This is a genomic window from Glutamicibacter sp. (genome assembly GCF_050701915.1).
Taxonomy (GTDB): domain Bacteria; phylum Actinomycetota; class Actinomycetes; order Actinomycetales; family Micrococcaceae; genus Glutamicibacter.
This window is the reverse complement of the sequence record NZ_JBOGEG010000026.1, coordinates 31099-55995: the sequence shown is the minus strand read 5'-3', so window position 1 is coordinate 55995 and position 24897 is coordinate 31099. Positions and strand designations below refer to the sequence as shown.

Genomic DNA, 24897 nt, shown 5'->3' with positions numbered 1-24897 from the left:
CCAATGAAGTTGCCGGGGGCCGTCGTTTGCCTGCGGGCCTATTCGGTCGGCTTCAGCACCATGGCTGAACCGCCTCCGCGCCTGGTGGGCTCGGCCGCTGCGGTGAGCGTGCCATCGGCAGCGATTTCCACCGCTTCAACCGCTCCGATTTCCGCCTGCGGAGTAAAGGAATCGCCAGCTGGCGTGAGCTTGTGGCCGAAGGCTTCAAGCGCGGAACCGTGGGCTTCGATAAACTCCGGTTCCGCGGTGACAGCGGCCGTATTGCGCTGGGAAGCACGCGGAGCGGCGATGGCTTCGCTGATGCTCATGCCCAGGTCGATGCGGTTCACCAGGGTCTGCAGAACCGTGGTGATGATGGTTGAACCGCCGGGGGAACCGATGGCCAGCACCGGATCGCCGTCCTGCAAGACAATGGTTGGAGCCATCGAGGAACGTGGGCGCTTGCCAGGTTCAATGCGGTTCGGATCCGTCGGGTCGTACACCGTGGAGAAATCGGTCAGCTCGTTGTTCAGCAAGAATCCGCGATCGGGAACCACCATGCCCGAGCCACCGGTCTGCTCGATGGTCAAAGTGTAGGAAACGGCATTGCCCCAACGATCCACGACCGACAAATGGGTGGTGGAGATGTTTTCCGTATCCTGCTCTTTTACCGGTTCGCTGGTGGCAGCGGGGCATTGGCCATCATAGTTTTCAAGGTCGCCCGGAGCGACCGGCTTCGTTGCAGCCTGCTCCGGATCAATGGCGCAAGCACGATCCGTACCGAATAATTTGTCCGTCAGCGTCTGGGTCGGGACGCTGGTGAAAGCGGGGTCGCCGACGTACTTGCCGCGATCAGCGTAGGCGAGCGCAGTTGCCTCGAAATAATGATGCAACGCATCGGGTGCTTCCATAGCTGGCAAATCGAACTCGCCCAGAATGTTCAGCGATTCGCCGATGGTCGTTCCGCCACTGGACGAAGGAGCCATGCCGAAGACGTCATAGCCCCGGTAGTCCACCTTAGTTGGTGCCTGCTCCACCACTTCGTAGCCGGCCAGGTCGGCGGTGCCCAGCTGCCCTGCGGGAACCGGGAGGGCGGTGTCTTCGCTCTTTGGCGGAGCCTGCACCGTTTGGGCGATTTCGGCAGCCAATTCGCCCTCATAGAATCCCTGGAGGCCTTGCTTGGCCAGCATCCGGTAGGTGTGTGCGAGATCCGGATTCTTGAAAATGCTCCCGACCTCCGGGGCATCTCCGCCGGGCAAGAACAAGTCGCTCGTGGAGGTGAACGCGGCGAATCGTTCCTTGTTATCCAAGGTCTGTTCACGGAACGTCTCATCAATGACAAAGCCGCGTGAGGCGATCTGGGTCGCCGGCCGCAGAACCTGCTTCAGATTCTGCGAACCCCAATTATCCAGTGCGCGCTGCCACGTGGCCAAGGTCCCGGGCACGCCCACGGCCACGCCACTGGTGACCAGTTCCGGGGTGAAGTTGTACGGCTCGCCGGTTTGAGGATCGATGAATGCATCATGCGCAATGCCTGCCGGTGCGGTTTCGCGGCCGTCGATGGTGCTGACCTTGCCCGACTTCGCATCGTAGTAGAGGAAGTATCCGCCACCGCCAATGCCTGCGCTATATGGTTCGGTGACGCCGAGTGCTGCTGCGGTTGCCACGGCCGCATCGACGGCGTTGCCTCCCTTGCGCAGGACTTCGATGCCGGCAGCGGTGGCCTCCGGGTCTACCGAAGAGACTGCGCCACCAGTTCCGACAGCAGTCGGGTCCTTCTGGGTGTGTCGTGGTTCCGCGCTCGCCGGGAAGGCCGAGAAAGCTCCCAGGCCCAAGGCAAGGGCGGCCGCGCAGGCAACTGACCTTAAACGTGCTCGTGACATACTTTGATCTCCTCTGGAGGTGGGGATGAAGTATGCGCAAATTTACGGGAGCGGGAACTCGCCGCACGGTTGTGACACGCGGCACTATGGGTTTGCGCGGCAATTTCGCCCTGGTCGCGCGAATATTCTTGGTTATGACGCTTTAAAGCAGCGGGCAGGCACCACGGCCTTGATCGCCGCGAATGCCTGCCCGCTGGAACCCGATTCCGAATGGGCTACTTGTTCAGGTTGTCCTTGATGACTTTGCCCAAGGAGGCTGGGGTGCGGCCGATCAGCTTGGCCAGCTCCCCGGAGTTCACCTCCAGCGCTCCTTCTCGAATGCGCATGTCGGTATCGACGAGGATGTGCGCGAATGGTCCGGGGACGCCAGCATCAGCGTAGATCTTTTCCAGCTGTTCGGGATCCATCTCCTGGTAGGCGATGTCCTGGCCGGCGGCGGCGCCAACAGCGCCAGCAAGCTGGGCGAGGGTGAATGGCTTGTCGCTGCCCAGCTCGTAGATATTGCCGTTCTGGTCCTCATCGGAAAGCAGCACGGCCGCAGCGGCCTCCGCATAATCGGCACGGGCGGCAGCGCTGATTTTGCCCTCGCCCGCTGCACCGAGCACCATGCCGCTGTTGAGGTAGCCCATCAGCTGGTCGGTGTAGTTCTCGATGTACCACCCATTGCGCAACAGCACGTAGTCGATGCCGGATCCGGCAAGCAGGCGCTCGGTGGCGATGTGCTCGTCGGCGAGCTTCATGCCGCCGGTCAGGGCGTTGGCAATGGAGGTGTAGGCGATCAGCGAGACATCCATGTGCTTGGCTGCGTTGATGACGTTCTCGTGCTGGGCGACGCGCTGGCCTACTTTGCTGGCCGAGATCAGCAGCAGCTTGTCTACGCCTTCGAGTGCGGACACCAGAGTTGGCTGGGCGTTGTAATCGGCAACGCGGGTTTCCAAGCCTTTGCCCGCCAGCGGTTCCAGCTTCTGCTCGGAGCGGCCAATGGCGACCAGGTCAGCGGCATTCGCCCCACGAGCCAGCAATGCGTCGATGACTAGATTTCCAAGCTGTCCGGTGGCACCGGTAATTGCGATCTTCATGAGGTCCTCTCGTTGGTCTGCAATCCACTACAACCATCGAAGGCATCGCCGAATTCCCCACCCATGATTGCTGGGGAAAGTCAGCGAGCGGGGGCAGAACTCCAAAGGTTCCGTCATAGAAGGGAAAAGTAGCGAAATATGTCAGATTGCTACGTGGATTGTTGCGCGATTTCCATGTGGAACCGGCCGGACTATGACTTGATGACGCCGATTGAAGTAACGCTTGCCGGCCTGCGGGCATGGACTACAGACTTGAATTGTTCGGCTCGTACAACCGAACACACACCATCCAGAGCGACTGAGAGATCTGGCTCAACGACGTCGCAGCAACCACCCGAAAGGGAGCGGTGCTACAGCCAGGACCGATGGAGTACTTTCACTTCGCGACGGAAAATCTGTGGATCACAGATGATTCTCGCGAGGTACGCTCCGCACAACCACGCACCAAGGGAGCGATGATGATTCGTCTTGAAAACGTAACGACCGCTTTTGGCAAGAGCAAAGATCAATTCACAGCCGTCAAGGATGTCTCACTGGAAATCCAGGCCGGAACCATCCACGGAATTATCGGATTTTCCGGTGCCGGCAAATCAACGCTGTTGCGCAATATCAATTTGCTGCAGCGTCCCACGTCGGGCCAGGTCATCGTGGACGGCGTCGAGCTGACCGGGCTCAGTGAAGGAGACCTGCGAAAGCAGCGCCACGAAATCGGGATGATTTTCCAGCACTTCAACCTGCTTAACAATCGCACCGCGCAACAGAATGTCGAGCTGAATCTGAAGTTCGCCGGTGTTCCGAAAAAGCAACGCCGTGAACGCGCGCTGGAAGCGCTGTCCATTGTAGACCTCGCTGACAAGGCCACCGCCTATCCTGGACAGCTTTCGGGCGGCCAGAAACAGCGCATCGCCATTGCCCGCGCGCTGGTCACCGAACCCAAGGTCCTGCTGTGCGATGAGCCAACCAGTGCCGTGGATCCAAGAACGACAACCTCGGTGCTGCAGTACCTCAGCGACATCAACGCCAGCCTTGGCATCACCACCGTCATCGTCACCCACGAGATGAACGTCATTAAAGCCATTGCCGACAAGGTTTCGGTCATGGAAGACGGAGCGGTAGTCGAAGAGTTCGCCTTGAGCTCGCTGCAAGAACCAAGCTTTGAACCGACGACGCCAATCGGCCGCTACCTGATCAGTGACGAAATCACGCTGACCCGCCAGCCCAAGCAGGCCCAAGCCCTCGCTGCCACCGTAGCCCGCGTATAGAGAACCTGGATTACCAATGAACTTCACGACAGTAGTGCTAGCCACGAGCAACGGCAGCGCAGCAGCTTTCAACCTTGACCGCATCATCGAACTTGCCCCGGAAATCTGGGTGGCCATGGCGCAGACCTTTGCGATGCTGCTGGTCTCCATCCCGATCGCGATTCTCCTGGGAACCCCGCTGGGTATTTGGCTGTACTCAATGTCTCCCAACGGTTTGCGCCCACGTCCGCGACTGCACCGAATCGTTGACGGGCTGGTCAATACGATCCGTTCCTTCCCATTCCTCATACTGCTGATCGCCATCATCCCGTTCACCCGATTTGTTGTGGGAACCACCATCGGCACCGCGGCGGTTATCGTGCCGCTGACCATCAATGCGATCCCCTATTTCGCCCGCTTTGTGGAGCAGAACATCAGCCAGCTTGGCAATGGCGTTGTCGAAGCAGCGCAGGCCATGGGCGCCACCCGGGGGCAGATCATCCGCGAAGTGCTGTTGACCGAAGCCAAGCCCGCACTGCTGTCTTCCATCACCATCATGACCGTCAGCTTCATCTCGTATTCGGCCATGGCCGGCCTGGTCGGCGGAGGCGGCATCGGCGACTTCGCCATCCGCTACGGCTACTACCGCTATGAAACCGGAGTCATGCTGCTGGCCATCGTCCTGATGATCCTGCTGGTGCATGCAGTTCAATTCTTCGGAACTCGGCTATCGCGCGCCGCCGACAAGCGCTAAACACAGAACCCGCTCAACTCGCATTTCAGCAAAGGACAACACCATGGCATTCTCTCGCCGCACCTTCTTGACTCTCGCCGCCGGCTCCGCCGCGATCCTCGCACTGTCTTCTTGCGGCCTGGCAGGTGGACAGGCAGCCGGCACGGGTGACAAGACCATCAAGGTTATTGTCACCGAATCGGCCCCATCCCAGGAACCAACCAAAATCGCCCAGAAACTGCTGGCCGAAAAGGGCTGGACCCTGGAAGCGACCTATGTCACCGACATCGTGCAGCCGAACCACGTGGTGTCCAATGGCGAATACGACGCCAACTTCTTCCAGCACGGCGCCTACCTCGAACAGTTCAAGAAGGACCAGAACGTCGACGTGGAGCCGGCCTTCTACATGTACAGTTCACCTGCCGGAGTGTACTCGAAGAAATACGACGACATCAAAGAGCTTCCCAACGGCGCGACCATCGCATTGCCGGTGGATACCGCCAACAACGGACGCGCGTTGGCCCTGCTGGATAAGGCCGGTGTCCTGAAGGTCGCCGAGGGCAAGAGCGTGATCCACCTGTCGCAGAACGACATCCTGGAGAACCCCAAGGGCCTCAAATTCGTTGAGGTAGATCAGCAGTCGCTCTCCAAGACCCTGCCTGACGTGGATGCCGGGTTCCTCTTCGCCCGGCTCGGCGCCGAGATCGGGCTGGCCCCGAAGGATGCACTGCTCTTTGAAGAGGAAGAGGAAGCGCTTCCGTACATCAATATCATCGGCGCAAAGCCAGGGTTTACGGACACCGAAAAGGGCAAGGCGCTGGAAGAGGCCTACCACTCCGACGAGGTGCGCGAATGGTACGCGAGCTACCTCGACGGTGCGTTGGGCACTCCATGGGATCGCGATCTTGAAGCGGACTTCGCCACCTGGAATAAGTAGGCCCTTGGCCCCCACGACGGTGATTTTCGGCGTTGTGGGGCCGCCACATTTTCTGACTCCTCTACTCAAAGCATCGACGTCCTGCAGGGAGAACCAATGACGATTATCGCCACGGCCGCAATCGAAAGCCGCTACCAGGAACTTCTCGAGCGATTCCAACCAGTCTTTGCCAGAATTGCTGACGGAAGCCGCGAACGCGAGCAGAACCGCATCCTGCCTTTCGAGCAGGTGCAATGGCTCAAAGATGCCGGTTTCACCACCGTGCGTGTGCCAGAAAGCCATGGCGGTTCGCCAATCAGCCACGAGCATCTGTTCCGCTTGCTGATCGAGCTGGCCGCGGCGGACTCGAATGTGGCGCACCTGCTGCGCAGCCACTTCTCCTTTGTCGAAACCATTTCCCTGCAGCCCGCAGAATTCCAGGACCGCTGGTTCCCGCGTGTGCTGGCCGGAGAAATTTTCGGCAACGCCGCCACTGAACGAGACGGCAACGCTTTGGGCACTACCAATACCAAACTGGTCCAGACCGAACAAGGCTGGGTGCTACGCGGCGAAAAGTACTACACCACTGGCTCGATCTTCGCCGATTGGGTAGTGGTCATGGCGACGACCGATGGTGTCGAGGGGCGCCAATACGCCATCATTGATCGCCATGCCCAAGGCGTGGAGATCCTTGACGATTGGGATGGATTCGGCCAGCCGCTGACCGGTACCGGTACAGCGATATTCACTAACGTTGCGGTGGAAGAAGCCAACATCATTCAGCGCAAGGTAGCTTCCACCCTCGAACCTGCCTTCTTCCAGCTGTGCTTGCTCGCCGTGCTGGCAGGTATCGGCAAGGGGGCCCGCAATGCCGCAGCTGACATCGTTGCCAACCGCACGCGAACATTCAACACCGGGTCCGGCGCACTGTTCAAGGATGATGCGCAGATCCAGGAACTTGTCGGCCGTTTGGCGGCTAATGTCTTCGCTGCCGAGTGCATCGTGGTCACCGCTGCCAGGGAATTGGACTCAGCGGTGGATGAGGAGTTGGGACTGGATCCGCAGGCTGCCTACCTGCGTGCGGAGCTTGCAGTGCAGCAAGCGCACGTGGCGACTCCAAAACTGATTCTCGATGCCACCAGCGAAATCTTCGACGTCACCGGTGCCTCGGCAGTATCGACTTCGAAATCGCTGGACCGCTTCTGGCGCAATGCCCGCACGGTGGCCACCCACAACCCCGTGGCCTTCAAGGCACGCTCGGTGGGCGACTACTTCATCAACGGCACCATTCCAACCGGTCTGAACTCGATCGGCGAAGCAAAGGCAGGAAAATAATCATGGGTACCTTCAACGAACGCCCGCGTTTGCTGCTTTCTGCCTTCTTGATGAACACCTCCAGCCACATCCTTGGAGGAATGTGGCGCCACCCGGCAGCGCAACAGCATCGGTTCAATGAGCTGGGACTGTGGGTTGATCTGGCCAAGAAGCTGGAAGATGCAAAGTTCGATTCGCTGTTCTTTGCCGACGTTGTCGGCCTGTACGGCGAGCATGAGGGCGGCTGGGCATCGCACGTGCGCAAGGGGCTGCAGGTCCCGAGCCATGATCCGCTGGTTCTGCTCTCGGCATTGGCCGCCAGCACCAAGGACATCGGCCTGGCGATGACCAGCTCGGTCATCCAATCCCACCCGTTCCAATTCGCCCGGCAGATCTCCACCCTGGACCACCTGTCGCAGGGGCGTGTGGCCTGGAATATCGTCACCAGTGTATTGGAAAACGCGCACCGCAATTTCGGCGGGAAGGAACTGGTCGGGCACGATGACCGCTACGGCTGGGCCGAAGAATACGTGGATGCCGCCTACAAGCTGTGGGAGGGTTCCTGGGAAGACGATGCCCTGCTGGCCGACAAGGCTTCCGGTGTCTACGCAGATCCGGCCAAGGTCAACAAGATCAACCACCGTGGCGACTACTACTCCATCGATGGTCCGCACCTGGCACTGCCAAGTGCCCAGCGCACCCCGTTCCTTTTCCAGGCTGGTTCCTCGGCTCGCGGCTCGCAGTTCGCGGCCACCCACGCCGAGGCGACTTTCCTCTTTGCCCCGCACGCCCAGTACGTGGCGAAGAAGAATTCCCAGCTGATCGAGCATCTTGCTGCTGCCGGACGCGAACGCGAAGACATCAAGGTCTTTGCCGGATTGTCCTTTGTCGTCGGTTCCACCGAAGCTGAAGCCAAGGCACTGGAAGCCGAATACGACGATTATCTGGATTTGGACGCCATCATTGCGCACATTGGCGGCGGCATCGGAGTGGATCTGGGCGGACTGGACCTGGACACCCCGATCGGCCAGATCCAGACCGAGGGCGCGCAGGGAGTACTGGAAGCAGCCCGCGCTTCGGTGCCGGGCGGCAATCCAACCCTGCGCGACTTGGCCTATTACCGTGCCAAGGCACAGCAGATTGTGGGAACCCCGGAGCAAATTGTCGATGAGCTTGAACACTGGCAGGATGCCGGCATCGATGGCCTGAATGTGATGAACCATGTTCTTCCCGGCTCCTACGACAACTTCATTGACGGAGTGCTGCCAGAACTGCGCCGCCGCGGCCTGGCCCAGGGCGAATATGCAGACGGCAGCCTGCGTCACAAGGTCTTCGGCCGTGGCGATTACCTGCCCGCGCATCATCCGGCAGCCAAGCACCGCAGGGCTTTCTCGCAGAACAGTGCGGCAGCCACGTCGAAAGCAGGTCAGCTGCAGTACTGAATTCCAAAAGCTTGAACGGCCAGTGGCATGGATGGGTCCTGGCCACTGGCCTTTCTCCAGTACCCTGACGCCAAAAGCTCCAGCAAAGCGGTATGGTGTCGTGCATGGACACGCACCACGTAAATGATTCGGGAACGATCCGCAGGCTGTTGAGCACACCTGGACGCTGGGCGGTTGTCGGGCTGACCAATAACCCAGCTCGCGTGGCTCCGTCCATCGCTCGTTTCTTGCGCGATGAACTGTCGATGCAGGTTATTCCGGTGTCGTTGGGCGCGGAAACTGTCATGGGTGAACCGGGGTTTGCGAAGCTTGCCGATATTCCCGGACCCATTGATGTGGTGGATTGCTTCGTGAACTCTTCCAAGGTGGGGGACATCGTTGACCAAGCCATCGCCGTGGGTGCGAAAGCGGTGTGGTTGCAGCTGGGCGTCATTGACGAAGCCGCTGCCCAACGGGCGAAGGCAGCGGGATTGGACGTGGTGATGGATACCTGCCCTAAGATCGAGTACCCATTTCGGTAGTGAGGCATTGATGGCAGAAACAGCTGGTCAAGAAGAATTGGAAAATGCGTGGGCGCAGCTGTGCCTGAGCATGCCGTGCGCTTACGCCGATTACCCCTTCGGCCCCGACAGCACCGTATTCAAGGTGGCGGGCAGGGATCCGAGCAAAGGCAAAATATTTGGGCTGCTCATGCACCTGCACGGTGAATTGGTGCTGAATCTGAAGTGCGAACCTGCCCTGGCAGACCAGCAACGCAGCGAGCATTCGCAGATTACCGCGGGCTATCACATGAATAAGAAGCACTGGAATTCCGTTCGTCCAGGACTCGACCCGCACCTGATGCGTGAGCTCATCGAGGATTCGTACGATTTAGTGGTCGACGGCATGCCCCAAAGGGACAAAGAATACATCCGTTTGCAAGGCACAATTAACGAGGGAACCCTAGACTAGAGACATGTACTTCATCGTTGTTAAATACCAAGTAAAGCCAGAATCCACCCCGAACTTCATGGGCCATGTCGCTGAATTCACCGCGGCAACCCGCGCCGAAGAGGGCAACATCTTCTTCGATTGGTCCGTGAGCGTCGAAGACCCCAACGAATTCGTCCTGGTTGAGGCCTTCCGTGATGACGAGGCCGCCGCGAACCACGTGAACTCCGCTCACTTCGCTGCCGGCCTTGAGTCCATGCGACCACACCTGGTCTCCACCCCGAAGATCGTTTCCCGCAAGGTAGACGGCGAAGGCTGGGATTCCATGGGCGAATTGGTCATCGACTAATTTATTGGGACAAAGGCAAAGGGAAGAACCTCTTGGTTCTTCCCTTTGCCTTTGCCAGCGGACTTTAGCGGCCGGCCTTGTTGCCGAAACGGCGTACCAGTACCAAGGCGATGCCTGCCAGGACAACCACACCAGCGACGATGCCGATCCAGCTGGTGCCGAATCCGGTATCGGCTAGATCTTCAGTGTCCCGGTTCTTGGAATCATCCTTCTGCTCATCCTTTGGCTCGTCAGTCGAGTCAGGGGACCCAGTCGCGTCCTCAGTTGGCTCTGGCGAACTGGATGGTCCTTCGGTCGCGTCCTCGGTTGCATCTTCAGATGGTTCCGGCGAATCGGTTGGATCCCCGGTTGGGTCATCTGAAGGATCCGGCGACTGCGTTGGTGCGTCAGGCTCTTGCAGGACCGCGCGGCCCAGTGGAGCCGGCTCAACAACGTCGTGTGCCTTGAAGTAGTTCACGGTAGCGTCCAAATCGATCTGGCCGGAGTCAGCATGATCGGTCCCGGCTGCGAACGCAGCGAAGTTATCGCCACCGGTGGCCAGGAAGGCATTGGCTGCGACACGGAAGGTCGCTTCCTCGTCCAGTGGCTCGCCCTGGAAATCGATGTCTTTGATGTGCTCGCCCTGGGCGGCCTCCTCGACGTAGGTGTAGGAGAGTCCCTCGGAAATACCCAGGTGCAGCTTGTTGCGCTCCGATCCTGCGGGCTGCCACTGCTGCTCCAGGGCCTCGCGGATCTGCGCCCCGGTGAGGTTGAAGGTGATGAGGGTGTTGGCGAATGGCTGGACCTCGGCTGCGGCCTTGTAGGACACTGTGCCGTCCTCGCCGTAGAGCAGGTCGGCACGCAGGCCGCCTGGGTTCATGAAAGCGATCTCGGCAGGTTCGCTGGCGAAGTCTTCATTCGAGGTAGCCCATAGGTGGATGTCGGCTACGGTGTTGCCCAGGGTGGATTCAACGCCACGGTCCTGGCCGGGCTCTTCGCCACCACGCAGGATGTCTTCAGAAATAGCGCCGATCTTCACGCTGCCGACCACTTCAGCCTCGGCTTCAGCGGCGCTAACGATCTCTGCGACCTCGGCATTGGCGTCGAAGTTGCCCACCCAATCGCCGTCGGCAACCTCGGTGGCCAAGGCGATGCGCTCGGTAGCGGCCTCGGTGACCTCGCCAGTCTCGGGATCTACCTGCAAGGAAACCTTGCCCAAGGTGGTGCCGTACTGGTGGGACTGGACAACCGGGCGGTCCGCGATTTCGCAGTCGTAGGACTGGTGGGTGTGGCCCGAGAAGATCGCGTCAATCTCGTTGCTGGCCTCGCGAATGAGCTTGCCATAGGTGCTGTCCTCTGCGGCAATATCTGCGCACTGATCGCCAGCGGAACCGTTGTGGGTCAGCAGTACCACTACGTCAGCTTCTCCGTTCGCTTCATCGCCATCGGAGAGCTGCGCAGCTACACGGTTCGCTGCTTCCAGTTCGCTACCGAAATCCAGGTCGGCAATGCCCGCCGGGGAAACCAGCGATGGCATGTCTTCGGTAACGGTGCCAATGAATCCCACGGAGACACCGGAGACCTCGCGGATCGCGTATTCCTGGAGGGCAGGAGTAGTGGTGCCCTTTTCATAGACGTTGGCACCCAGAGCGAAGTCTCCGCCGTTTTCGCCGGAGGAATCGGTGTAGCTTTCGATGACGCGCCCGGTCAGATCCGCGAAGCCCTTGTCGAACTCGTGGTTACCTACCGCCGAAACATCCAGGCCGCCAGCCCCCAGGGCAGCGATGGTTGGTTCGTCGTCCTGTGAAGCGGAAGCGAAGGTCGAGGCCCCGATGTTATCGCCGGCAGAGACGAAGAGGGTGTTTTCGTTTTCTGCGCGCATCTCATCCACAGCACCGGATAGTACTGCAGCGCCTGCGGAGCTTCTGTCAGCGGAAATGCGGCCGTGGAAGTCATTGATGCCAACTAGATCCACGGTGACGGCTTCGGTACCCGCCGCTGGGGACAGGGAAGCGCTCTCGGTGGATGTAGCCTGAGCTGTTGCGGCACCGGTGGCGGCCAGCGAGATCGTTGCCAGCGAAGCGAGGCCGAGTTTTCTTATCTGCCTGAATGCAGACATGGGTACTCCTAAAAGTGACGAGTGTGACAAAACATATGTCTATCGCATCTGAATGAACCTGTCGATGCTTTGGCGTTAAATTCATCTGAATGAACCTGTCGATGCTTTGGCGTTAAATTTAGGTGCAGAGGTACAAGTTCTGTCGGTTATTCAACAGAAGCAACCTCCCAGCCGTAGGCCGAGAGGTTGCTTCTGGTGAAAGAGGCAGGCAGCTACTGCTGACGCTTTTGCGGCGGGTCTCCTGCGGTGACGGAAGAGGTTCCAAGAATCGCACTCAGCAGCAGCATGGCTGCTCCAATGAACATGAGGGCGGAGACTACCCAGCAGGCAGTGGCTGCACCACGCTGTGTGGCGGTCAGCGCAAAGGTGAAGATGCACACGCTGGAAACCAGTAGGAGGACTCCGGGAACTCGTGTCTTCATCATGCGCCCTTGCAGTAGAGGATTAGGCCAAACCATCGCAGAACATAATCGCTAACGTGTTGAATAACATCCATCTTGCCACAAGTCCATCGATTTGACGATAAGCCTTAAGGCGGATGTTTCCTTGCGTTGTGCTGCGTGCGGCCATGGATCGCGGTGAAGCTGCTTGGCTGCTAGATGCAGGATTTCAGGATGTTCCCGATCGCAGCGTGCTCTGCCTTGGTCATCCAAACGTCGTATTTTGCTTTTACCTGGGTCTGTCGCGAGACATAGGCGCATCGGAAACTCTTGTTGGGCGGCAACCATGATGCCGCGTCCTTATCGCCCTTGGAAGCATTGGTTGGGCCATCGGAAGCCAGCAGGTTCAGCGGATCATTGGCAAATTCCAAGCGGGTGTCGGCATCCCAGCGCTGCGCGCCCTTTTGCCAAGAGTCGGACAGGGCGACAACATGGTCGATTTGCACTGCGGTGCTCGTGCCCTGGCCGCGCTTGAAGTCGATGGTCTTGCCAGTGTAGGGATCATCGAACTTTCCGCTCAATACAACGCAGGGCCGCTTGGCCGATTTATAGGTCACGTCCACTAAATCGCGCGAGAGGATGTCGTTGCGGGCATCGCATCCATTGCGGTCCGGATCTTTCCATCCCTTGCCGAACTCCGCTCTTTCGTAACCGGTTTTCGGTGCGCGGCCTTTGACCGTAACCTCATTGAGCAGTTCAAGGGATTCCGCGTAGATATCACCTTGCTCCGCGGTGCTTGGGGTAGGTGCGGCTTGCGCATCAGGCAGGGGCGGGAACTCCATGGTTTCCAATGAAGAACACGAGCTTAGAGCCAGAGTGGATACGAGGACGAACAAAGATAAGGTGCGACGCAGCGAACGCATGCGGTAGTACTACTCCTAAAGTGGCCGGTGCTTGAGCTAGAAGGTGCTCTGCCTTGAACTATAGGCAGTGGGGCCGACCGTATAGTTGTGGATGGTCCGTGTTGTGGCGTGATATCGAATGTACTGACTTCAAAGGATGCTGCTACTCGAGCTCAGAAGAGCTCAGACCTGGAAAATCGTGTTCGAAATAGTCCAAGATTTTCTGGGCTGCGTAGTAGTCCAGAAGGTGGGGAGAGGTGAGCGGGAAGACGCTGCCGCTTTGCACCGATGGCAGCTGGGCCAATGATTCATCCGAGGTAAATGCCGTGGTGGCTTTTTTGCCCGCTGCCAATAAGAAGGTGGCATCTGCAGTGAGCGTTGCTGGCAGATCGTTGTAGCTGACGAAACTGAAATCTTCTCTTGGCTGTGTGGAGGTGTCGAACTTCTTTGGCGCTGAAACCACAGTGAAGCCGAGTCCTCTAAACAGCTGCGCGTATGGCCCGGTGGTTTTAGCGATCGGAGAGATGCCGTGGGCTGCGTAGGAAATGATTGAAGCAGTTGTTCCGGAAGGGATCGCCAGCATGCTTCTTATTGTTGAAACCCGTTCGCTAACGGCGGCAGTGTTCTGCTGTGCTTTTTCTTCAGTACCGGTGGCTTCCCCGAGCAACTTTGAAAGTTCGTTCCAATCCTTATCTGCGTAGTCCACGACAATGGTTGGTGCAATCTTTCGCAGGGCACCAAGGCTGTCCACTTCGGAGTCTGCTCCGGTTGCTGCCACGACGATGAGGTCGGGCTTCTGGTCCTTGATTTCTTCCAGATCGAACTTTCCGATTTCGTAGAGCGGTTCAACTTTGCGGTCCGAAGCAACATCAGCCCAGTGCTTGAAGAAGCCGTCTCCATCGGCGTCGGGCCCCTCCGGTGCCGTTGCGCTGGCAATGACCGGCGCGTCCAGGGCCAGTAGTGAACCAGTGAGTCCTACCGAGGTCGAGACGATACGTTCAGGTTTTGCCGGGATCCTTATGGCGTTATGCATTGAATCAGTGAAAGTGCGTGGCCAATGCCCGACTTCAAATGCCGCGGTGCCCGTATCCCGCGCTTGCTCGGCGGGTGCCGTCGCGCAAGAGCCAAGGGAAAAGGCCAATGCACCGATGCACAGGACAACTGCGATTCGTGACAAGCTGGGACGCACTAGGATTCTCCTGGGCCGACGGCCAAAAAATGGCCAGGCGGCATAGAATGGCAATGAATTATTGGAAGTCTTTCCGAACCTATTTTATGTTCCCCAGCCACGGGCTCGCGTGTTGGTATAACAACATAAGGAATCAGGTTGATGGTGCAAAAGCTCATTTCCTGCACAAGGTGGTGCCTTCGGGGAAAGCTGGCTTCCCTTCAAGCAACGAGCCGGTGAAGGCCACAAGATCCTCATTCAGGGCTGAGCCTGTCCCGACTAGCGGCATGTGGTCCAGTCCGGCGTACTCGCGGTAACCGATCTGAACATCCGGGGTACAGGAACTTCTGAAGAACTCGCGCTGCATTGAGGGCAGGACCAAAGAGTCCGCAGCGCCCTGGGCAATAAACACCGGGTAGCCAGCCGGCACGATCGACGAATTGCGTTTCAGCACCGAGTGCAGCTGGCCGTCGAGAGTTTCGGGACTAAGAATCGGTTCGAAGAGCTGGCTTGCCTGGGCTAACCCGGTCAGTGCGCCTGTACCGGAAAAACAATTCTGGGATAACTGGTCTACCGCCATGCGAGAACGGGCTGTCAGCCGCTCTTCGATGCCCAAGCCCGGATACAGCTGGTTCCAGCTGGCGGCAATGTAGCTGGAAATGATTTTCCCCGCCGCGGTATCAGCAACCGACTCGGCCAATTTCGGGAGGTTAGTTGCCGGGGCCATGGCGGCAATGCCGAGAATCTCCAGGTTTGGCGCGTAGTCCCCGGCGGCTTCAGCCGTGGCCAGAGCCGCGTGGCCGCCCTGGGAATGGCCCCATACTACGCTGGACTGTCCCAGCTGGACTCCGCGTGAATGCAGGTCTCGCAGCTGACCTGCTGCGAGGGTAGCGTCGAGCACCGCGTACGCCTCGGCAGCAGGAATCAAGTAGGGATGAGGGCCAGCGGTGCCCAAGCCGACATAATCGGTGGCGACGATCGCCCATCCGTCAGCCAACATGGTTTCACGGGCAACAGCTGGACCATCATCATAAGGATTCGGTCCCATGGACAGCGCGCACTGTGAAATAACGCCCTTGGTCCCATTGGCCCAAGAGATAACCGGTAGGGTTCCCGTGGCGGACTCGGCCACGGTCACCACGCCCGATGCTATTGCTGGAGAGCCATCGGGACCTTGCGTTGTATACAGTATTCGCCAGGCAAGAGTATTCGGCGGAGTGCCCTTTGCCAGCGGTTCTGCGCGCAGCAACTGACCATGTGCAGCAGGAACGCTAGCCGGTGGCAAATAGAAATCATCTGCGGCGGCCATATTGCTTTGGCCATGGAGGAAAGCGGTGATTGTTCCGAGCCCGAGCACGGCGACGAGACCCATCGCGCTCATTCCTGTCACGCCAGCGCTACCGGCAGTGCGGAGCCAGGCAGGAATTGCCGGAAGGCGAGGCCGGAGAAAAGGCCACAAGCAGCGGGCGCCCAAAAGGAACAGCCAGCCGCCAAAAGCGACACCGAGAACCCACAAGGAGAGCCTGGGCCAAAACATCACGAGAGCCGCGCCAAAGACACCGGTAAGTGCTGTGAGAGCGCCGCGGAAGGAATGCTGCCGCTGCCCGCGGAGCACCGCGGCCAGTCTGAGCACTCCGCCCAGGAGAAGAACCAGCGATACCGCCAACGCCAAGACCGGCAAGCTGGCGCCCTGCCAGAGCGGGAGAGCGAACCCGCTGAGCACCAGCAGGCCACCAGAAAACAAGACCGGCCAGCGGCGAACTGAGCCGTGTTGCGCCTCGGCAAGACGCAGCAGGCCCGCAATCAACAGGCCAGCGCCCAGCAGCCAAATGATCAGTCGGACCGCGCTCGCCGAGTTGAACACTAGGACGAGTCCGATGGCAATCAGCAAAACACCGCCGAGAAAGCGCGCGAAGTTGCTGGTGCTATCGGGCTGGGCCATGAACACTCCTTGGGAAACCAATGCGGATGCGATTCTTCCAAGGTTATCCGGAGTTCAAGCGCTTGCCCCCGTGCGCGCAGCTGTGATGTTGAGGATCACTCTGATTTAGCTTTTAGCGGCGTAATCTCCCCTCGCGCAGGGTCCAGTAAGAGGAGATATGGGTGGAACGCTTGTCGAGGTGCCAGTGTCGCGCAATTTGGCTGATCTCTTTGACCGTGGAACGCTCAGCGTGAGCGATTAGCCCAAGCCGACGATGGGGCAGCGGCAAGGAACGGAGCTCGTCGGCCAGCAATGAGCTGCGGCCCGACGGAACGCCGTCGCGCGGCAACCAGCGTAAATCAACGCCTGGAGGATGTTTCACGTCAAACATTGCGTTCTGATCGGCAACTTCGAGCAGCGCTAGACCGCGCGCCTCTGCGGGCAATGCTTCGAGGGCTTTGCAGATCGCGGGGATGCCTGCTTCATCCGCGGCCAGCACATAGTACTCGGCATTCAGCGACAACGATGACTTGCTCCGTGATGGTGAAATCACCAGCGGGGCCCCGGGCTGCGCTGTCCCGGCCCAATGGCCAACAGTTCCCGGCTCGCCATGAACTACGAAGTCGATAGCTATTTCCGGCACGACCGCATCGATCCAACGTATCGTGTACGACTTGGACCGTGGAACTTGGTCGCGGGGCAGGCGCTGCCGCAAGGCGCGCAGGTCATAGGGAGGCTCTAATCCGAGCGCGGGATCAGCAACAAAGACTTTCACGTATTCATCGAGTGCCCCGTTGGAACGGTAGCCGTCCAAGTCGGGGGCCCCGGCAATGATCCGCACCATCTGGTCGTTCAGCTGTTCTACCCGGGTGATTGTCAGAATGTGCTGATCAACTTTTTCCCTTGGCGGTTCCAGATATCCCAAGGCGGGGGTGTGCTGGGCGACGGGCTCCTCGTAGGTTTCCGAATAGCTGCGCGTCTGCGGAGGAGCGAATGGCCGCGGGGCAAGCGGCCCGGCGGGCTCCTGCGCCGTCGCGTGGTGGTGGTGCTTGAACGAGGTGCGCAGTGTCTTATCCAGGACTTTGCGTGCCGCGGTGAGTGCCGCCGCGGCGCCGGCGCGTTCGGCAGCGGCCAACAGTTCGTCGGTTTGCTGCTCGTTGAGCACTGAGCTGTTGCCGATGTTCCGGTACAGCTGCTCTTTGGCCACCGCGTATCCTGCCTTCGCTCCGGCCTTTTCGGCCTGAGCGAGGATTTCCAAGGTGAGCCCTTCTCTTGGCGTCACCGTGTACTGCGGACCGTAGCTCTCGTACTTGTGGTGCTTAGACATGGTGTGCCCCTAACCCGGCTGGTGTGAGCACCAGCCTGTATGCCTGAGTATGGGGGATAGCCGGCGCGGAAAACAAGTAATTTCAAGCTGGAGCGCAGGAAGCGTTCAGGACCTGGGTTTCGGACCGTTTTTACCGCGAAATTCCGCGGATTATTCGATATTCGATTCATTCGACAATGGGCACAGCGGGTCACTAAAATTAGCTCCATGTCTGATACCTTGCCACCGTGCCCTGAATGCTCCAGCGAATACACCTACGAAATGGATGCCCTGCTGGTCTGCCCAGAGTGCGCGCATGAATGGAACGCTGAGGCCGAAGAAGCCGAAGCCGCCGAAGCAGTTATCAAGGATGCGGTCGGTAATGTGCTGGAGGACGGCGATACCGTCAGCATCACCAAGACCATGAAGGTCAAGGGCGCGCAAAGTGCACTGAAGGCCGGAACCAAGGTACGCAACATCCGCTTGGTCCAGGGCTCGGGCGACCATGATATCGCCGCCAAGGTGGACGGCTTCGGCCAGATGGAACTGAAGTCTTCCATCGTCAAGAAGATCTAGGCTTTCCGCCCGCAGTGCCAACGGCTCCCAGCATCCTCGGATGGTGGGAGCCTTTCAGTTTTCAATGCTGCTTGGCGCGTGCCACGGCATGCAATTTACCTGGCAGCGTCGCCGGCCGGAATCCTCGCGCCATGGCTTATTCGGTAGAGGAAACCTGCTGGCTCTTCTTCTTGGCGTACGAGCGGGCCGCCCGCACGCGATCGCCGCAACGCGTGGAGCACCAATGCCTGCGGCCATGGGTCTTGAGCAGGTAGCGGGTGCATGGCTCGGCCTCGCATTGGGCCAGCAGGCCCGCTTCTTCGCTGCTCAGCAGTGCTGCCGCGTCCTCGGCAAGCCGCGACATGGCGTGCTCAGTCAATTGCGTGGCGGGGTGTTCCAGGGCGCGGAAGAATCCCTTGCCCTGCTCTTGGTGCAGCAAGGGGGTGCTCGGCGCTGCCAAGAGCGCGGCGTTGATGCCCTGCAGTACTTCCGCGGCCACAGGCGTGCCCGAGGCGCTGGCATGGAAAGCTTTCCTGATCTGGCTGCGAAGGGTGACTAGCCGATTCTGGCAATAGCTTTGCAATGCTGCATCCTGGGGCACGAGGCCCCGCGCGATGAGCCATTGCGTGGTGCCCTCCGGGCTGGCCAGCGCGTCGAAGCTCTTGCCTCCGGGCAGCTGGATTTCGCTATTGGCCAGATCGATGCTGCAGTGCTGCGCTGTTCCGGGACTCGGGGGAAGGGGCATCTGGGACATAATCCTCATGGTATCAGTATTGCTTTACCGTGATCACCTGCTAGTGTAGGTATCACGGTAAAAAATAGAAATAACATGAGAAAAGAGGTTGGCCTTGCAGCCAGTGCCACGATTCGGCTCCGCTCCCTTCGCCCTGTCGGTTCATACCGGTGGCGGCCCCGGCGTGGGGCAAACCGCCCAGCAGGGCCTGAATGACACCATCGGCATCGCCAAGGCCGCGGACCAGCACGGATACCACCGTTTCTGGATGTCGGAGCACCATGCCATGCCCGCACTGTCCGTGGCTTCGCCGCTGCTGATGATGGCCCGGCTCACCGCTGACACCCAGCGGATCAGGTTGGGTGCCGGCGGAGTAATGCTGCCCAACCATGCACCGTTGGTGGTCGCGGAGCAGATCGGCATGCTCGAAGCGCTGGCCCCGGGGCGCATCGACCTGGGGGTCGGGCGCGCGCCAGGCACCGACGGGGGCACCGCGGCCGCGTTGCGCCGCGGCACCGGAGCCAACGAGACCTTTGACGAGCAACTGGCCGAGCTCGTGGGATTCCTGAATGATGATTTCCCCGCAGGGCACCCCTACAGCGAAGTCCATGCCGTGCCCGGCCCGTGGCAGAACGAGCAGAACCGCCTGCCGGCACCGGAAGCGCAGACCCCGTTGTGGATCCTGGGTTCCTCTGCGTATTCGGCGCAGCTGGCCGCGCGGCTGGGTCGCCCCTACGCATTCGCCTTGCAGTTCGGCGACGCCGATATCGACACCGCGCTGCGCATCTACCGCGAGAACTTCGTGCCCTCGGCAGCGCTCGACCGTCCCTACGTGCTGGTCAGCTTGAGTGCCATTGCGGCCGAAGACCCCGAATATGCCCGTGCCGAGGCCTCCACCGCGGCCATGGCGATGCTGCGGATGTTCAAGCGCGAGCCATATGCGCTGCTGTCCGCCCAGGAAGTCGCGGAATATCCCGCCACGCTCAACGAGCGGGCGATCCTCGACATGTACACCAACCGCACCCTGGCCGGCACGCCTTCCCAGGTGGCGCAGCGCCTCGAAGCGCTGCAGCAGCGGACCGGAGCCGATGAGCTGATGATGGTCACCGGAAGCCATGCCCCTGGCGCAGCGGTGCAAACCGTGCAGCTCATGGCCCGGCACTACCAGCCGGCCGAATAAACCTGGACCACCTGGCACCTGATGGTGCCAAATCGACAAATCAGAAAGAGGAATACGGCATGTCCGCACCACGCAGAGCACTGATCGTCATCGACGTGCAGCAGGAATACTTTGATGGCCTGCTGCAGATCCAGTACCCGGATCGCGAGCAGTCGGTAGCCGCCATCGCCAGCGCCATGGACGAAGCGGCAAAGGCCGGCATCCCGGTTGTCGTCGTGCAGCACCAAGCACCCGCAGGATTCCCCGTCTTCGCACCCGAATCCTCCACCTTTGCCCTGCATCCGCAGGTGCTTGCACGGGTGGAAGCGGCCGACCACAAGTTCGCCAAGGGCTACGCCAGCATCTTCGCCGGAACCGGGCTGGAAGAGTGGCTGCGCGAGCGCGAAATCGACACGCTGACCCTGGTGGGGTACATGACCAATAATTGCGTGATCGGCTCTGCCGCTGCCGCCGAGCCTCTGGGCTTCTCGGTAGAGGTGCTCTCGGACGCCACCGGCGCCATCGGCATCGCCAATGCCGCCGGTTCCATCCCCGCCCAGCAGGTGCATGAAACCCTGATGGCCGTGCTGAACTCCAATTGGGCCTCGGTGGCGCCGACCGCCGCATGGGCCAGCGCGGTGGCATCGGGCGGTGCGCTGCCAGGCGATAACCTCATCGAATCGGCTGCCCGCGGCCGTTCCCTCCAGTAGCCGGGCAAGCTCGGAGCAAGCGTCGGATCGCATTCTGCAAAGGATGCGGTCCGCCGTTTTCCATCGGCGGGCGGTCCGGGCCAAGGTTGACGGAAGCGGCCTGCGGGAACAAGACTCGTGCTAGGACAAGGCGGCAACAGCTAGGGGATTATCGTGGGTTCAGCAAGCGCGGACGGAAAGCTCGAAGCGATCGTGATCGGGTGGGGCAAAGGCGGCAAGACCCTGGCAGGTACCCTGGCCCGGGCAGGGCAGCGGGTGGCGGTAGTCGAGCAGTCCTCCCAGATGTATGGCGGCACCTGCATCAATATCGGTTGCGTGCCGACCAAAGCCTTGATCCATGATGCCGAATCCCGGGATGGCACCGGATACGACCAGCAGGTCTTCCAGGAGGCCGTCCAGCGCCGGGACAAGCTCACCGCCATGATGCGCGCCAAGAATTTCTCCATGCTCGACGACCTGGAGTCGGTGCTGGTGGTCAATGGCAAGGCCGCATTCACCGGACCTCGAAGCATCAAGGTCACTGCCGGTTCCGAAGAGCTGGAACTGAGCGCAGGGAAGATCATCATCAACACCGGCGCGCTTCCTGCGGTCCCGGACATCGAAGGAGCGCAGATCGGCGGGCGGGTTCATGATTCCACAACGATCCAGCATGCCCAGCTGCCCCAGACCCTGGCTGTGGTGGGCGGGGGATATGTCGGCATCGAGTTCGCCTCGATGTTTGCCCAGTTCGGTTCTAAAGTCACGGTGCTGGATCGCGGGAGCCGTGCGCTGTCCAAGGAAGACCCGGATGTGGCCGGGGAAGTCCAGGCCTGCCTGGAAGATGCCGGAGCCGCGATCATCAGTTCGGCTTCGGTGCGCTCGATCAGCCAGGACGAGCATGGCGCCACTGTCAGCTACGAGCGCCAGGGCGAGGTGCACCAGCAGCAGGCGGATGCCGTGCTGATTGCGCTCGGGCGGGTGCCGAATACTGCCGGCTTGGGGCTGGAAGCCGCCGGGGTCCAGACAGGCTCTCGAGGGGAAGCCGCGGTGGACGAGTTCCTGGCTACCAATGTCGAGGGCATCTATGCCCTGGGCGATGCCAACGGCGGTCCCCAGTTCACCTATGTCTCGCTCGATGACTACCGGGTCCTGGCCAGCGGGCTGCTGGGAGACGGAGCACGCAGCACCAAGGACCGGGTTGCTGTTCCGTACACCATCTTCACCACTCCGCCGCTGGCTCGCGTTGGCTTGAGCCAAGAGCAGGCAGCGCAGCAGGGAATCCAGGCCAAGATCGCGGTGAAAAAAGTTTCCGAGATCGCGGCGATGCCGCGCCCCAAGATCGTGGGCGACCCGCGGGGCATCATCAAGTTCGTCGTCGATGCGCGCAGCGACCAGATCCTCGGAGCGGCGCTGATGCACGTGGACTCCCAGGAGGTGGTAAACCTGGTGGCGCTGGCCATGCGGCAGCAAATGACCGCCGCTGAACTGCGCGACCAGATCTTCACCCACCCTTCGTCTACCGAAGCGCTGAACGAGGTGCTCGCGCAGCTAGGCTGAGGTCTGGACCTGCGCGGCATCGATGAGCTCTGCGAGCTCGGCCAGCGGCTTGTTCGCGCCGAAAGCAGGCTGGCCAGGCTGCAGGCGCAAGCCTTCAGCCAAGGCGCCGATCGGCAGCGGATCAAAGCCGAAATCATCAACGATCCGTGCCACCTGATCAACGTCGGAGCCCAGCTCCCCGGCCACCGCGATGGCCTTGCGGCGCTCGGCGCCGGCTGGACGGGATTCGTCCTGGAGGTCGTGGTAGCCCATGTGGTTGAAGGCCTTGACGATCCGCGAACCTGGCAGGAACTCCTGGATCAGATTGCTGGTGGAGACCGCAGGGTCGTTCAGGTCCTCGCGAATGCCGTCGGTTTCCCACCAGTAGTTCATGGCATCGATAACCAGCTTGCCTTCAAGCTCGCCAGCCGGAACATTCTGGTACTTGCCCAGCGGCAAGGCCAGTATGGCAATGTCGGCTTCCCGTGCGGCGGTTGCCGGGTCCACGGCTACGGCGCCCGGAGTCAGGATCTCAACGGTCAGGGCAATGGCACCAGGGTCGCCGGAACCGGCGATGAGCACCTTGTAGCCGGCCTGCAAGGCGCGGCGGGCCAGGACCGTGCCGATCTTTCCGGCGCCCAGGATGCCGATGGTCTGCTGTGTCATTTTTTCTCCTTCAGGCAAGTCTTCGAATCCAGGTTTAGCGCTCGGCGAGCATTTCGCGCACCAGCGGGATGACCTTCTCGCCGTAGAGTTCCACGGCACGCAGGCGGGCACCGGCTTCTACTGCGCCGCCGGAGTAGATCAAATCGAAACGGCCGATATCCAAGGTCTTGATGGTCTTGGCGATCTTGCGCGCCACGGTTTCCGGCGAGCCGACGTACAGCGATCCTTCACTGATTTCGTGCTCGAATTCGCCGCGGCTCATTGGGCTCCAGCCACGGGTGGCGCCAATGCGGTCGCGCTGCTCCTTGTAGGCGTCGAACATGTGCTCCCGGGCCAGCTCGTCGGTTTCCGCAACGAAGCCGGGGGAGTGCAGGCCCACCGGCAGGGTCGGGTGGCCGAACTGGTCGTTGGCCCGGCGGTACAGGTCGATGTAGGGTGCGAAGCGCTCGGGGGACCCGCCGATGACCGCGAGCATCATGCGGAATCCGTAGTGCGCCGTGCGGATGACCGACTGCGGGGAGCCTCCCACTCCCACCCAGGTGTTCAGCCGTCCGGACTCGGTCTTGGGGAAGACATCCATATCGGCCAGCGGTGCACGCTTGGTTCCCTGCCATGTCACTGGCTTTTCGTCGAGCAGCTTGTGGAACAGGTCGATCTTCTCGTCGAAGAGCAGTTCGTAGTCAGCCATGTCATGGCCGAACAACGGGAAGGACTCGGTAAAGGAGCCGCGGCCCAGCATGACTTCGGCACGGCCGTTGGACAATGCATCCACGGTAGCGAAGCGCTGGAAGACGCGGACCGGATCGTCGGAAGACAGCACGGTCACGCCGGATCCGAGGCGAATGCTCTTGGTCGCCGTGGCAATGCCCGCAAGAACGGTCTCGGGGCTGGAGATGGCGTATTCCGGGCGGTGGTGCTCGCCGACAGCGATCACATCGACGCCGGCCTGGTCGGCAGCAATGGCTTCCTGGACCGTGGCGCGGATGCCCTGGGCATGAGTTACCGGCTTGCCGGATTTGTCGCTGGGTACATCGCCAAAGGTGTCGAGGCCGAATTCGATGTTCTCGAAGGCATTCATTGCGGGCTCCCTGTATTCCGAAACTTTGTTGATGCATCAATCATGACTTAAAGTCATTGACGTGTCAACCACTTTCGGCAGTTGCTCCGCAGCTGATCCCCAGTGGAGCCGCAAAGGAGCCAAACTGCAACGGATTCGTGCTGGATTGGATCAGCTGGGCACGGCTACGGTTGGGAAACCAGTCGTACGAGTCTCGCGGGGAGGAAATCATGCGAACTCAACGAACTTCTCCAGCATCACTGGCGCTTGTCCTTGGAGCGCTCATTCTGGCTTCCGGCTGCAGTCCAGGATCCGGCGGCGAAACGGCCGAAAGCCCGGCACCGCCAACCAGCGCTGGCACTGCCACCCCCGCGCAGAGCAGTGCGCCAGCACCGAGTTCTGCGGATCCGACGACAGCTGCCCTGACGCTGTTCTATGTTGCCGTGGGCGATGAGGGGAAATCGGGACCGGCGATCGGCTGCGGCGACTCCCTGGTCTCAAGCGAAACCGGTCCAGAGGAATTCACCAACCAGGTAGAAGCCTCAATTGTTGCCCTCCTCGCTGATGACGAGGAAGAACTCGGGGAATCCGGGTTGCGCAACGCCTTGGCCGGCTCTGATCTCGAATACGTTTCATCGATGGTGGATGGAGATGTGGTGAGTGTCGAATTGAGCGGAACTTTGAGCTCTGGCGGCACCTGCGATGATCCGCGCATTATCGGACAGCTCGAATACACCGCGATGACCGCGGCCGGTACCGGCGAGGCCCGGATCCTTGTTGACGGCACCGTGCTTGAAGAAGTGCTCAGCGCCAAATAATCTGCGCAAGCAAGAACGGCGGCTCTCCTCAATGAGGAGAACC

Annotated in this window: 24 protein-coding genes and 1 riboswitch; of the genes, 13 read left to right on the top strand and 11 right to left on the bottom strand. The window is 60.4% G+C overall.

Going from position 1 to position 24897, the window contains the following annotated elements; translation table 11 throughout:
- Positions 1-38: 38 nt before the first annotated feature.
- A complete protein-coding gene (gene ggt / locus ACRDT3_RS14220; protein ID WP_431493597.1) occupies positions 39-1862 on the bottom strand; it encodes a gamma-glutamyltransferase in 1824 nt (607 codons plus the stop codon).
- A gap of 215 nt (positions 1863-2077) precedes the next feature.
- Positions 2078-2941: an NAD(P)H-binding protein gene (locus tag ACRDT3_RS14215; RefSeq protein ID WP_431493596.1), complete on the bottom strand. Its 864-nt coding sequence runs from the start codon at positions 2939-2941 to the stop codon at positions 2078-2080.
- A 282-nt stretch (positions 2942-3223) separates the two neighbouring features.
- A riboswitch (SAM riboswitch) is annotated at positions 3224-3313 on the top strand.
- A gap of 83 nt (positions 3314-3396) precedes the next feature.
- Between ACRDT3_RS14215 and ACRDT3_RS14210 the strand changes: the two genes are divergently transcribed.
- The 8 genes from ACRDT3_RS14210 to ACRDT3_RS14175 all read left to right on the top strand — a co-directional run bounded on the left by ACRDT3_RS14210 (position 3397) and on the right by ACRDT3_RS14175 (position 9866).
- On the top strand, positions 3397-4203 hold the full coding sequence (locus ACRDT3_RS14210; protein WP_431493595.1) for a methionine ABC transporter ATP-binding protein: 807 nt from the start codon (positions 3397-3399) through the stop codon (positions 4201-4203).
- Between the two features lie 16 nt (positions 4204-4219).
- Positions 4220-4936 (top strand): methionine ABC transporter permease, encoded by a 717-nt coding sequence (locus ACRDT3_RS14205; protein WP_431493594.1) that lies wholly within the window; start codon positions 4220-4222, stop codon positions 4934-4936.
- Between the two features lie 43 nt (positions 4937-4979).
- Positions 4980-5852 carry a MetQ/NlpA family ABC transporter substrate-binding protein gene (locus tag ACRDT3_RS14200; protein ID WP_431493593.1) on the top strand — a complete coding sequence of 291 codons (873 nt, stop codon included), beginning with the start codon at positions 4980-4982 and terminating at the stop codon, positions 5850-5852.
- Between the two features lie 96 nt (positions 5853-5948).
- Entirely contained in the window at positions 5949-7166 is a 1218-nt protein-coding gene (locus ACRDT3_RS14195) for an acyl-CoA dehydrogenase family protein (protein ID WP_431493592.1), read from the top strand.
- A 2-nt stretch (positions 7167-7168) separates the two neighbouring features.
- On the top strand, positions 7169-8587 hold the full coding sequence (locus ACRDT3_RS14190; protein ID WP_431493591.1) for an NtaA/DmoA family FMN-dependent monooxygenase: 1419 nt from the start codon (positions 7169-7171) through the stop codon (positions 8585-8587).
- Positions 8588-8691: 104 nt separating this feature from the next.
- Positions 8692-9108, top strand: a complete 417-nt coding sequence (locus tag ACRDT3_RS14185; protein ID WP_431493590.1) for a CoA-binding protein — start codon at positions 8692-8694, stop codon at positions 9106-9108.
- 10 nt (positions 9109-9118) lie between these two features.
- Positions 9119-9538 (top strand): MmcQ/YjbR family DNA-binding protein, encoded by a 420-nt coding sequence (locus tag ACRDT3_RS14180; RefSeq protein WP_431493589.1) that lies wholly within the window; start codon positions 9119-9121, stop codon positions 9536-9538.
- 4 nt (positions 9539-9542) lie between these two features.
- Positions 9543-9866 (top strand): putative quinol monooxygenase, encoded by a 324-nt coding sequence (locus ACRDT3_RS14175; protein WP_105657965.1) that lies wholly within the window; start codon positions 9543-9545, stop codon positions 9864-9866.
- A 64-nt stretch (positions 9867-9930) separates the two neighbouring features.
- Here ACRDT3_RS14175 and ACRDT3_RS14170 read toward each other — a convergent pair whose 3' ends face one another.
- From ACRDT3_RS14170 to ACRDT3_RS14145, 6 genes are all read right to left on the bottom strand, one after another.
- Positions 9931-11964, bottom strand: a complete 2034-nt coding sequence (locus tag ACRDT3_RS14170; protein ID WP_431493588.1) for a 5'-nucleotidase C-terminal domain-containing protein — start codon at positions 11962-11964, stop codon at positions 9931-9933.
- A 212-nt stretch (positions 11965-12176) separates the two neighbouring features.
- On the bottom strand, positions 12177-12389 hold the full coding sequence (locus ACRDT3_RS14165) for a hypothetical protein (protein ID WP_431493587.1): 213 nt from the start codon (positions 12387-12389) through the stop codon (positions 12177-12179).
- A 170-nt stretch (positions 12390-12559) separates the two neighbouring features.
- Entirely contained in the window at positions 12560-13186 is a 627-nt protein-coding gene (locus tag ACRDT3_RS14160) for an HNH endonuclease family protein (RefSeq protein ID WP_431493586.1), read from the bottom strand.
- Between the two features lie 223 nt (positions 13187-13409).
- Entirely contained in the window at positions 13410-14435 is a 1026-nt protein-coding gene (fepB, locus tag ACRDT3_RS14155) for a Fe2+-enterobactin ABC transporter substrate-binding protein (RefSeq protein WP_431493585.1), read from the bottom strand.
- Positions 14436-14589: 154 nt separating this feature from the next.
- Positions 14590-16356 (bottom strand): lipase family protein, encoded by a 1767-nt coding sequence (locus ACRDT3_RS14150; protein WP_431493584.1) that lies wholly within the window; start codon positions 16354-16356, stop codon positions 14590-14592.
- A 112-nt stretch (positions 16357-16468) separates the two neighbouring features.
- Positions 16469-17662: a siderophore-interacting protein gene (locus ACRDT3_RS14145; RefSeq protein ID WP_431493583.1), complete on the bottom strand. Its 1194-nt coding sequence runs from the start codon at positions 17660-17662 to the stop codon at positions 16469-16471.
- A 207-nt stretch (positions 17663-17869) separates the two neighbouring features.
- On the opposite strand from ACRDT3_RS14145, the gene ACRDT3_RS14140 reads away from it, so the two are divergent.
- On the top strand, positions 17870-18217 hold the full coding sequence (locus tag ACRDT3_RS14140) for a zinc ribbon domain-containing protein YjdM (RefSeq protein WP_431493582.1): 348 nt from the start codon (positions 17870-17872) through the stop codon (positions 18215-18217).
- 136 nt (positions 18218-18353) lie between these two features.
- Here ACRDT3_RS14140 and ACRDT3_RS14135 read toward each other — a convergent pair whose 3' ends face one another.
- The gene (locus ACRDT3_RS14135) at positions 18354-18941 is read right to left on the bottom strand and encodes a CGNR zinc finger domain-containing protein (RefSeq protein WP_431493581.1); all 588 of its coding nucleotides are present in this window, start codon (positions 18939-18941) and stop codon (positions 18354-18356) included.
- A 112-nt stretch (positions 18942-19053) separates the two neighbouring features.
- Between ACRDT3_RS14135 and ACRDT3_RS14130 the strand changes: the two genes are divergently transcribed.
- The 3 genes from ACRDT3_RS14130 to ACRDT3_RS14120 all read left to right on the top strand — a co-directional run bounded on the left by ACRDT3_RS14130 (position 19054) and on the right by ACRDT3_RS14120 (position 22334).
- On the top strand, positions 19054-20109 hold the full coding sequence (locus ACRDT3_RS14130; RefSeq protein ID WP_431493598.1) for an LLM class flavin-dependent oxidoreductase: 1056 nt from the start codon (positions 19054-19056) through the stop codon (positions 20107-20109).
- A gap of 59 nt (positions 20110-20168) precedes the next feature.
- On the top strand, positions 20169-20798 hold the full coding sequence (locus ACRDT3_RS14125) for a cysteine hydrolase family protein (RefSeq protein WP_431493580.1): 630 nt from the start codon (positions 20169-20171) through the stop codon (positions 20796-20798).
- 153 nt (positions 20799-20951) lie between these two features.
- Complete coding sequence (locus ACRDT3_RS14120) at positions 20952-22334, top strand: FAD-dependent oxidoreductase (RefSeq protein WP_431493579.1); 1383 nt, start codon at positions 20952-20954, stop codon at positions 22332-22334.
- On the opposite strand, the gene ACRDT3_RS14115 is transcribed toward ACRDT3_RS14120, so the two are convergent.
- Positions 22326-23078 (bottom strand): NADPH-dependent F420 reductase, encoded by a 753-nt coding sequence (locus ACRDT3_RS14115; RefSeq protein WP_431493578.1) that lies wholly within the window; start codon positions 23076-23078, stop codon positions 22326-22328. The two genes, ACRDT3_RS14120 and ACRDT3_RS14115, sit on opposite strands and share 9 nt — an antisense overlap.
- Complete coding sequence (locus tag ACRDT3_RS14110; protein WP_431493577.1) at positions 23014-24057, bottom strand: LLM class flavin-dependent oxidoreductase; 1044 nt, start codon at positions 24055-24057, stop codon at positions 23014-23016. The genes ACRDT3_RS14115 and ACRDT3_RS14110 overlap by 65 nt, the downstream gene beginning before the upstream one ends.
- Positions 24058-24266: 209 nt before the next feature.
- Here ACRDT3_RS14110 and ACRDT3_RS14105 point away from each other — a divergent pair, with 209 nt between their 5' ends.
- Positions 24267-24854: a GerMN domain-containing protein gene (locus ACRDT3_RS14105; protein WP_431493576.1), complete on the top strand. Its 588-nt coding sequence runs from the start codon at positions 24267-24269 to the stop codon at positions 24852-24854.
- Positions 24855-24897 lie beyond the last annotated feature (43 nt).

What these genes read in the sequence shown, in the direction of transcription:
- ggt (WP_431493597.1), bottom strand. Translation starts at nt 1,862, where the DNA reads ATGTCACGAGCACGTTTAAGGTCAGTTGCCTGCGCGGCCGCCCTTGCC.
- ACRDT3_RS14215 (WP_431493596.1), bottom strand. Translation starts at nt 2,941, where the DNA reads ATGAAGATCGCAATTACCGGTGCCACCGGACAGCTTGGAAATCTAGTC.
- ACRDT3_RS14210 (WP_431493595.1), top strand. Translation starts at nt 3,397, where the DNA reads ATGATGATTCGTCTTGAAAACGTAACGACCGCTTTTGGCAAGAGCAAA.
- ACRDT3_RS14205 (WP_431493594.1), top strand. Translation starts at nt 4,220, where the DNA reads ATGAACTTCACGACAGTAGTGCTAGCCACGAGCAACGGCAGCGCAGCA.
- ACRDT3_RS14200 (WP_431493593.1), top strand. Translation starts at nt 4,980, where the DNA reads ATGGCATTCTCTCGCCGCACCTTCTTGACTCTCGCCGCCGGCTCCGCC.
- ACRDT3_RS14195 (WP_431493592.1), top strand. Translation starts at nt 5,949, where the DNA reads ATGACGATTATCGCCACGGCCGCAATCGAAAGCCGCTACCAGGAACTT.
- ACRDT3_RS14190 (WP_431493591.1), top strand. Translation starts at nt 7,169, where the DNA reads ATGGGTACCTTCAACGAACGCCCGCGTTTGCTGCTTTCTGCCTTCTTG.
- ACRDT3_RS14185 (WP_431493590.1), top strand. Translation starts at nt 8,692, where the DNA reads ATGGACACGCACCACGTAAATGATTCGGGAACGATCCGCAGGCTGTTG.
- ACRDT3_RS14180 (WP_431493589.1), top strand. Translation starts at nt 9,119, where the DNA reads ATGGCAGAAACAGCTGGTCAAGAAGAATTGGAAAATGCGTGGGCGCAG.
- ACRDT3_RS14175 (WP_105657965.1), top strand. Translation starts at nt 9,543, where the DNA reads ATGTACTTCATCGTTGTTAAATACCAAGTAAAGCCAGAATCCACCCCG.
- ACRDT3_RS14170 (WP_431493588.1), bottom strand. Translation starts at nt 11,964, where the DNA reads ATGTCTGCATTCAGGCAGATAAGAAAACTCGGCCTCGCTTCGCTGGCA.
- ACRDT3_RS14165 (WP_431493587.1), bottom strand. Translation starts at nt 12,389, where the DNA reads ATGATGAAGACACGAGTTCCCGGAGTCCTCCTACTGGTTTCCAGCGTG.
- ACRDT3_RS14160 (WP_431493586.1), bottom strand. Translation starts at nt 13,186, where the DNA reads ATGGAGTTCCCGCCCCTGCCTGATGCGCAAGCCGCACCTACCCCAAGC.
- ACRDT3_RS14150 (WP_431493584.1), bottom strand. Translation starts at nt 16,356, where the DNA reads ATGGCCCAGCCCGATAGCACCAGCAACTTCGCGCGCTTTCTCGGCGGT.
- ACRDT3_RS14145 (WP_431493583.1), bottom strand. Translation starts at nt 17,662, where the DNA reads ATGTCTAAGCACCACAAGTACGAGAGCTACGGTCCGCAGTACACGGTG.
- ACRDT3_RS14140 (WP_431493582.1), top strand. Translation starts at nt 17,870, where the DNA reads ATGTCTGATACCTTGCCACCGTGCCCTGAATGCTCCAGCGAATACACC.
- ACRDT3_RS14135 (WP_431493581.1), bottom strand. Translation starts at nt 18,941, where the DNA reads ATGCCCCTTCCCCCGAGTCCCGGAACAGCGCAGCACTGCAGCATCGAT.
- ACRDT3_RS14125 (WP_431493580.1), top strand. Translation starts at nt 20,169, where the DNA reads ATGTCCGCACCACGCAGAGCACTGATCGTCATCGACGTGCAGCAGGAA.
- ACRDT3_RS14110 (WP_431493577.1), bottom strand. Translation starts at nt 24,057, where the DNA reads ATGAATGCCTTCGAGAACATCGAATTCGGCCTCGACACCTTTGGCGAT.
- ACRDT3_RS14105 (WP_431493576.1), top strand. Translation starts at nt 24,267, where the DNA reads ATGCGAACTCAACGAACTTCTCCAGCATCACTGGCGCTTGTCCTTGGA.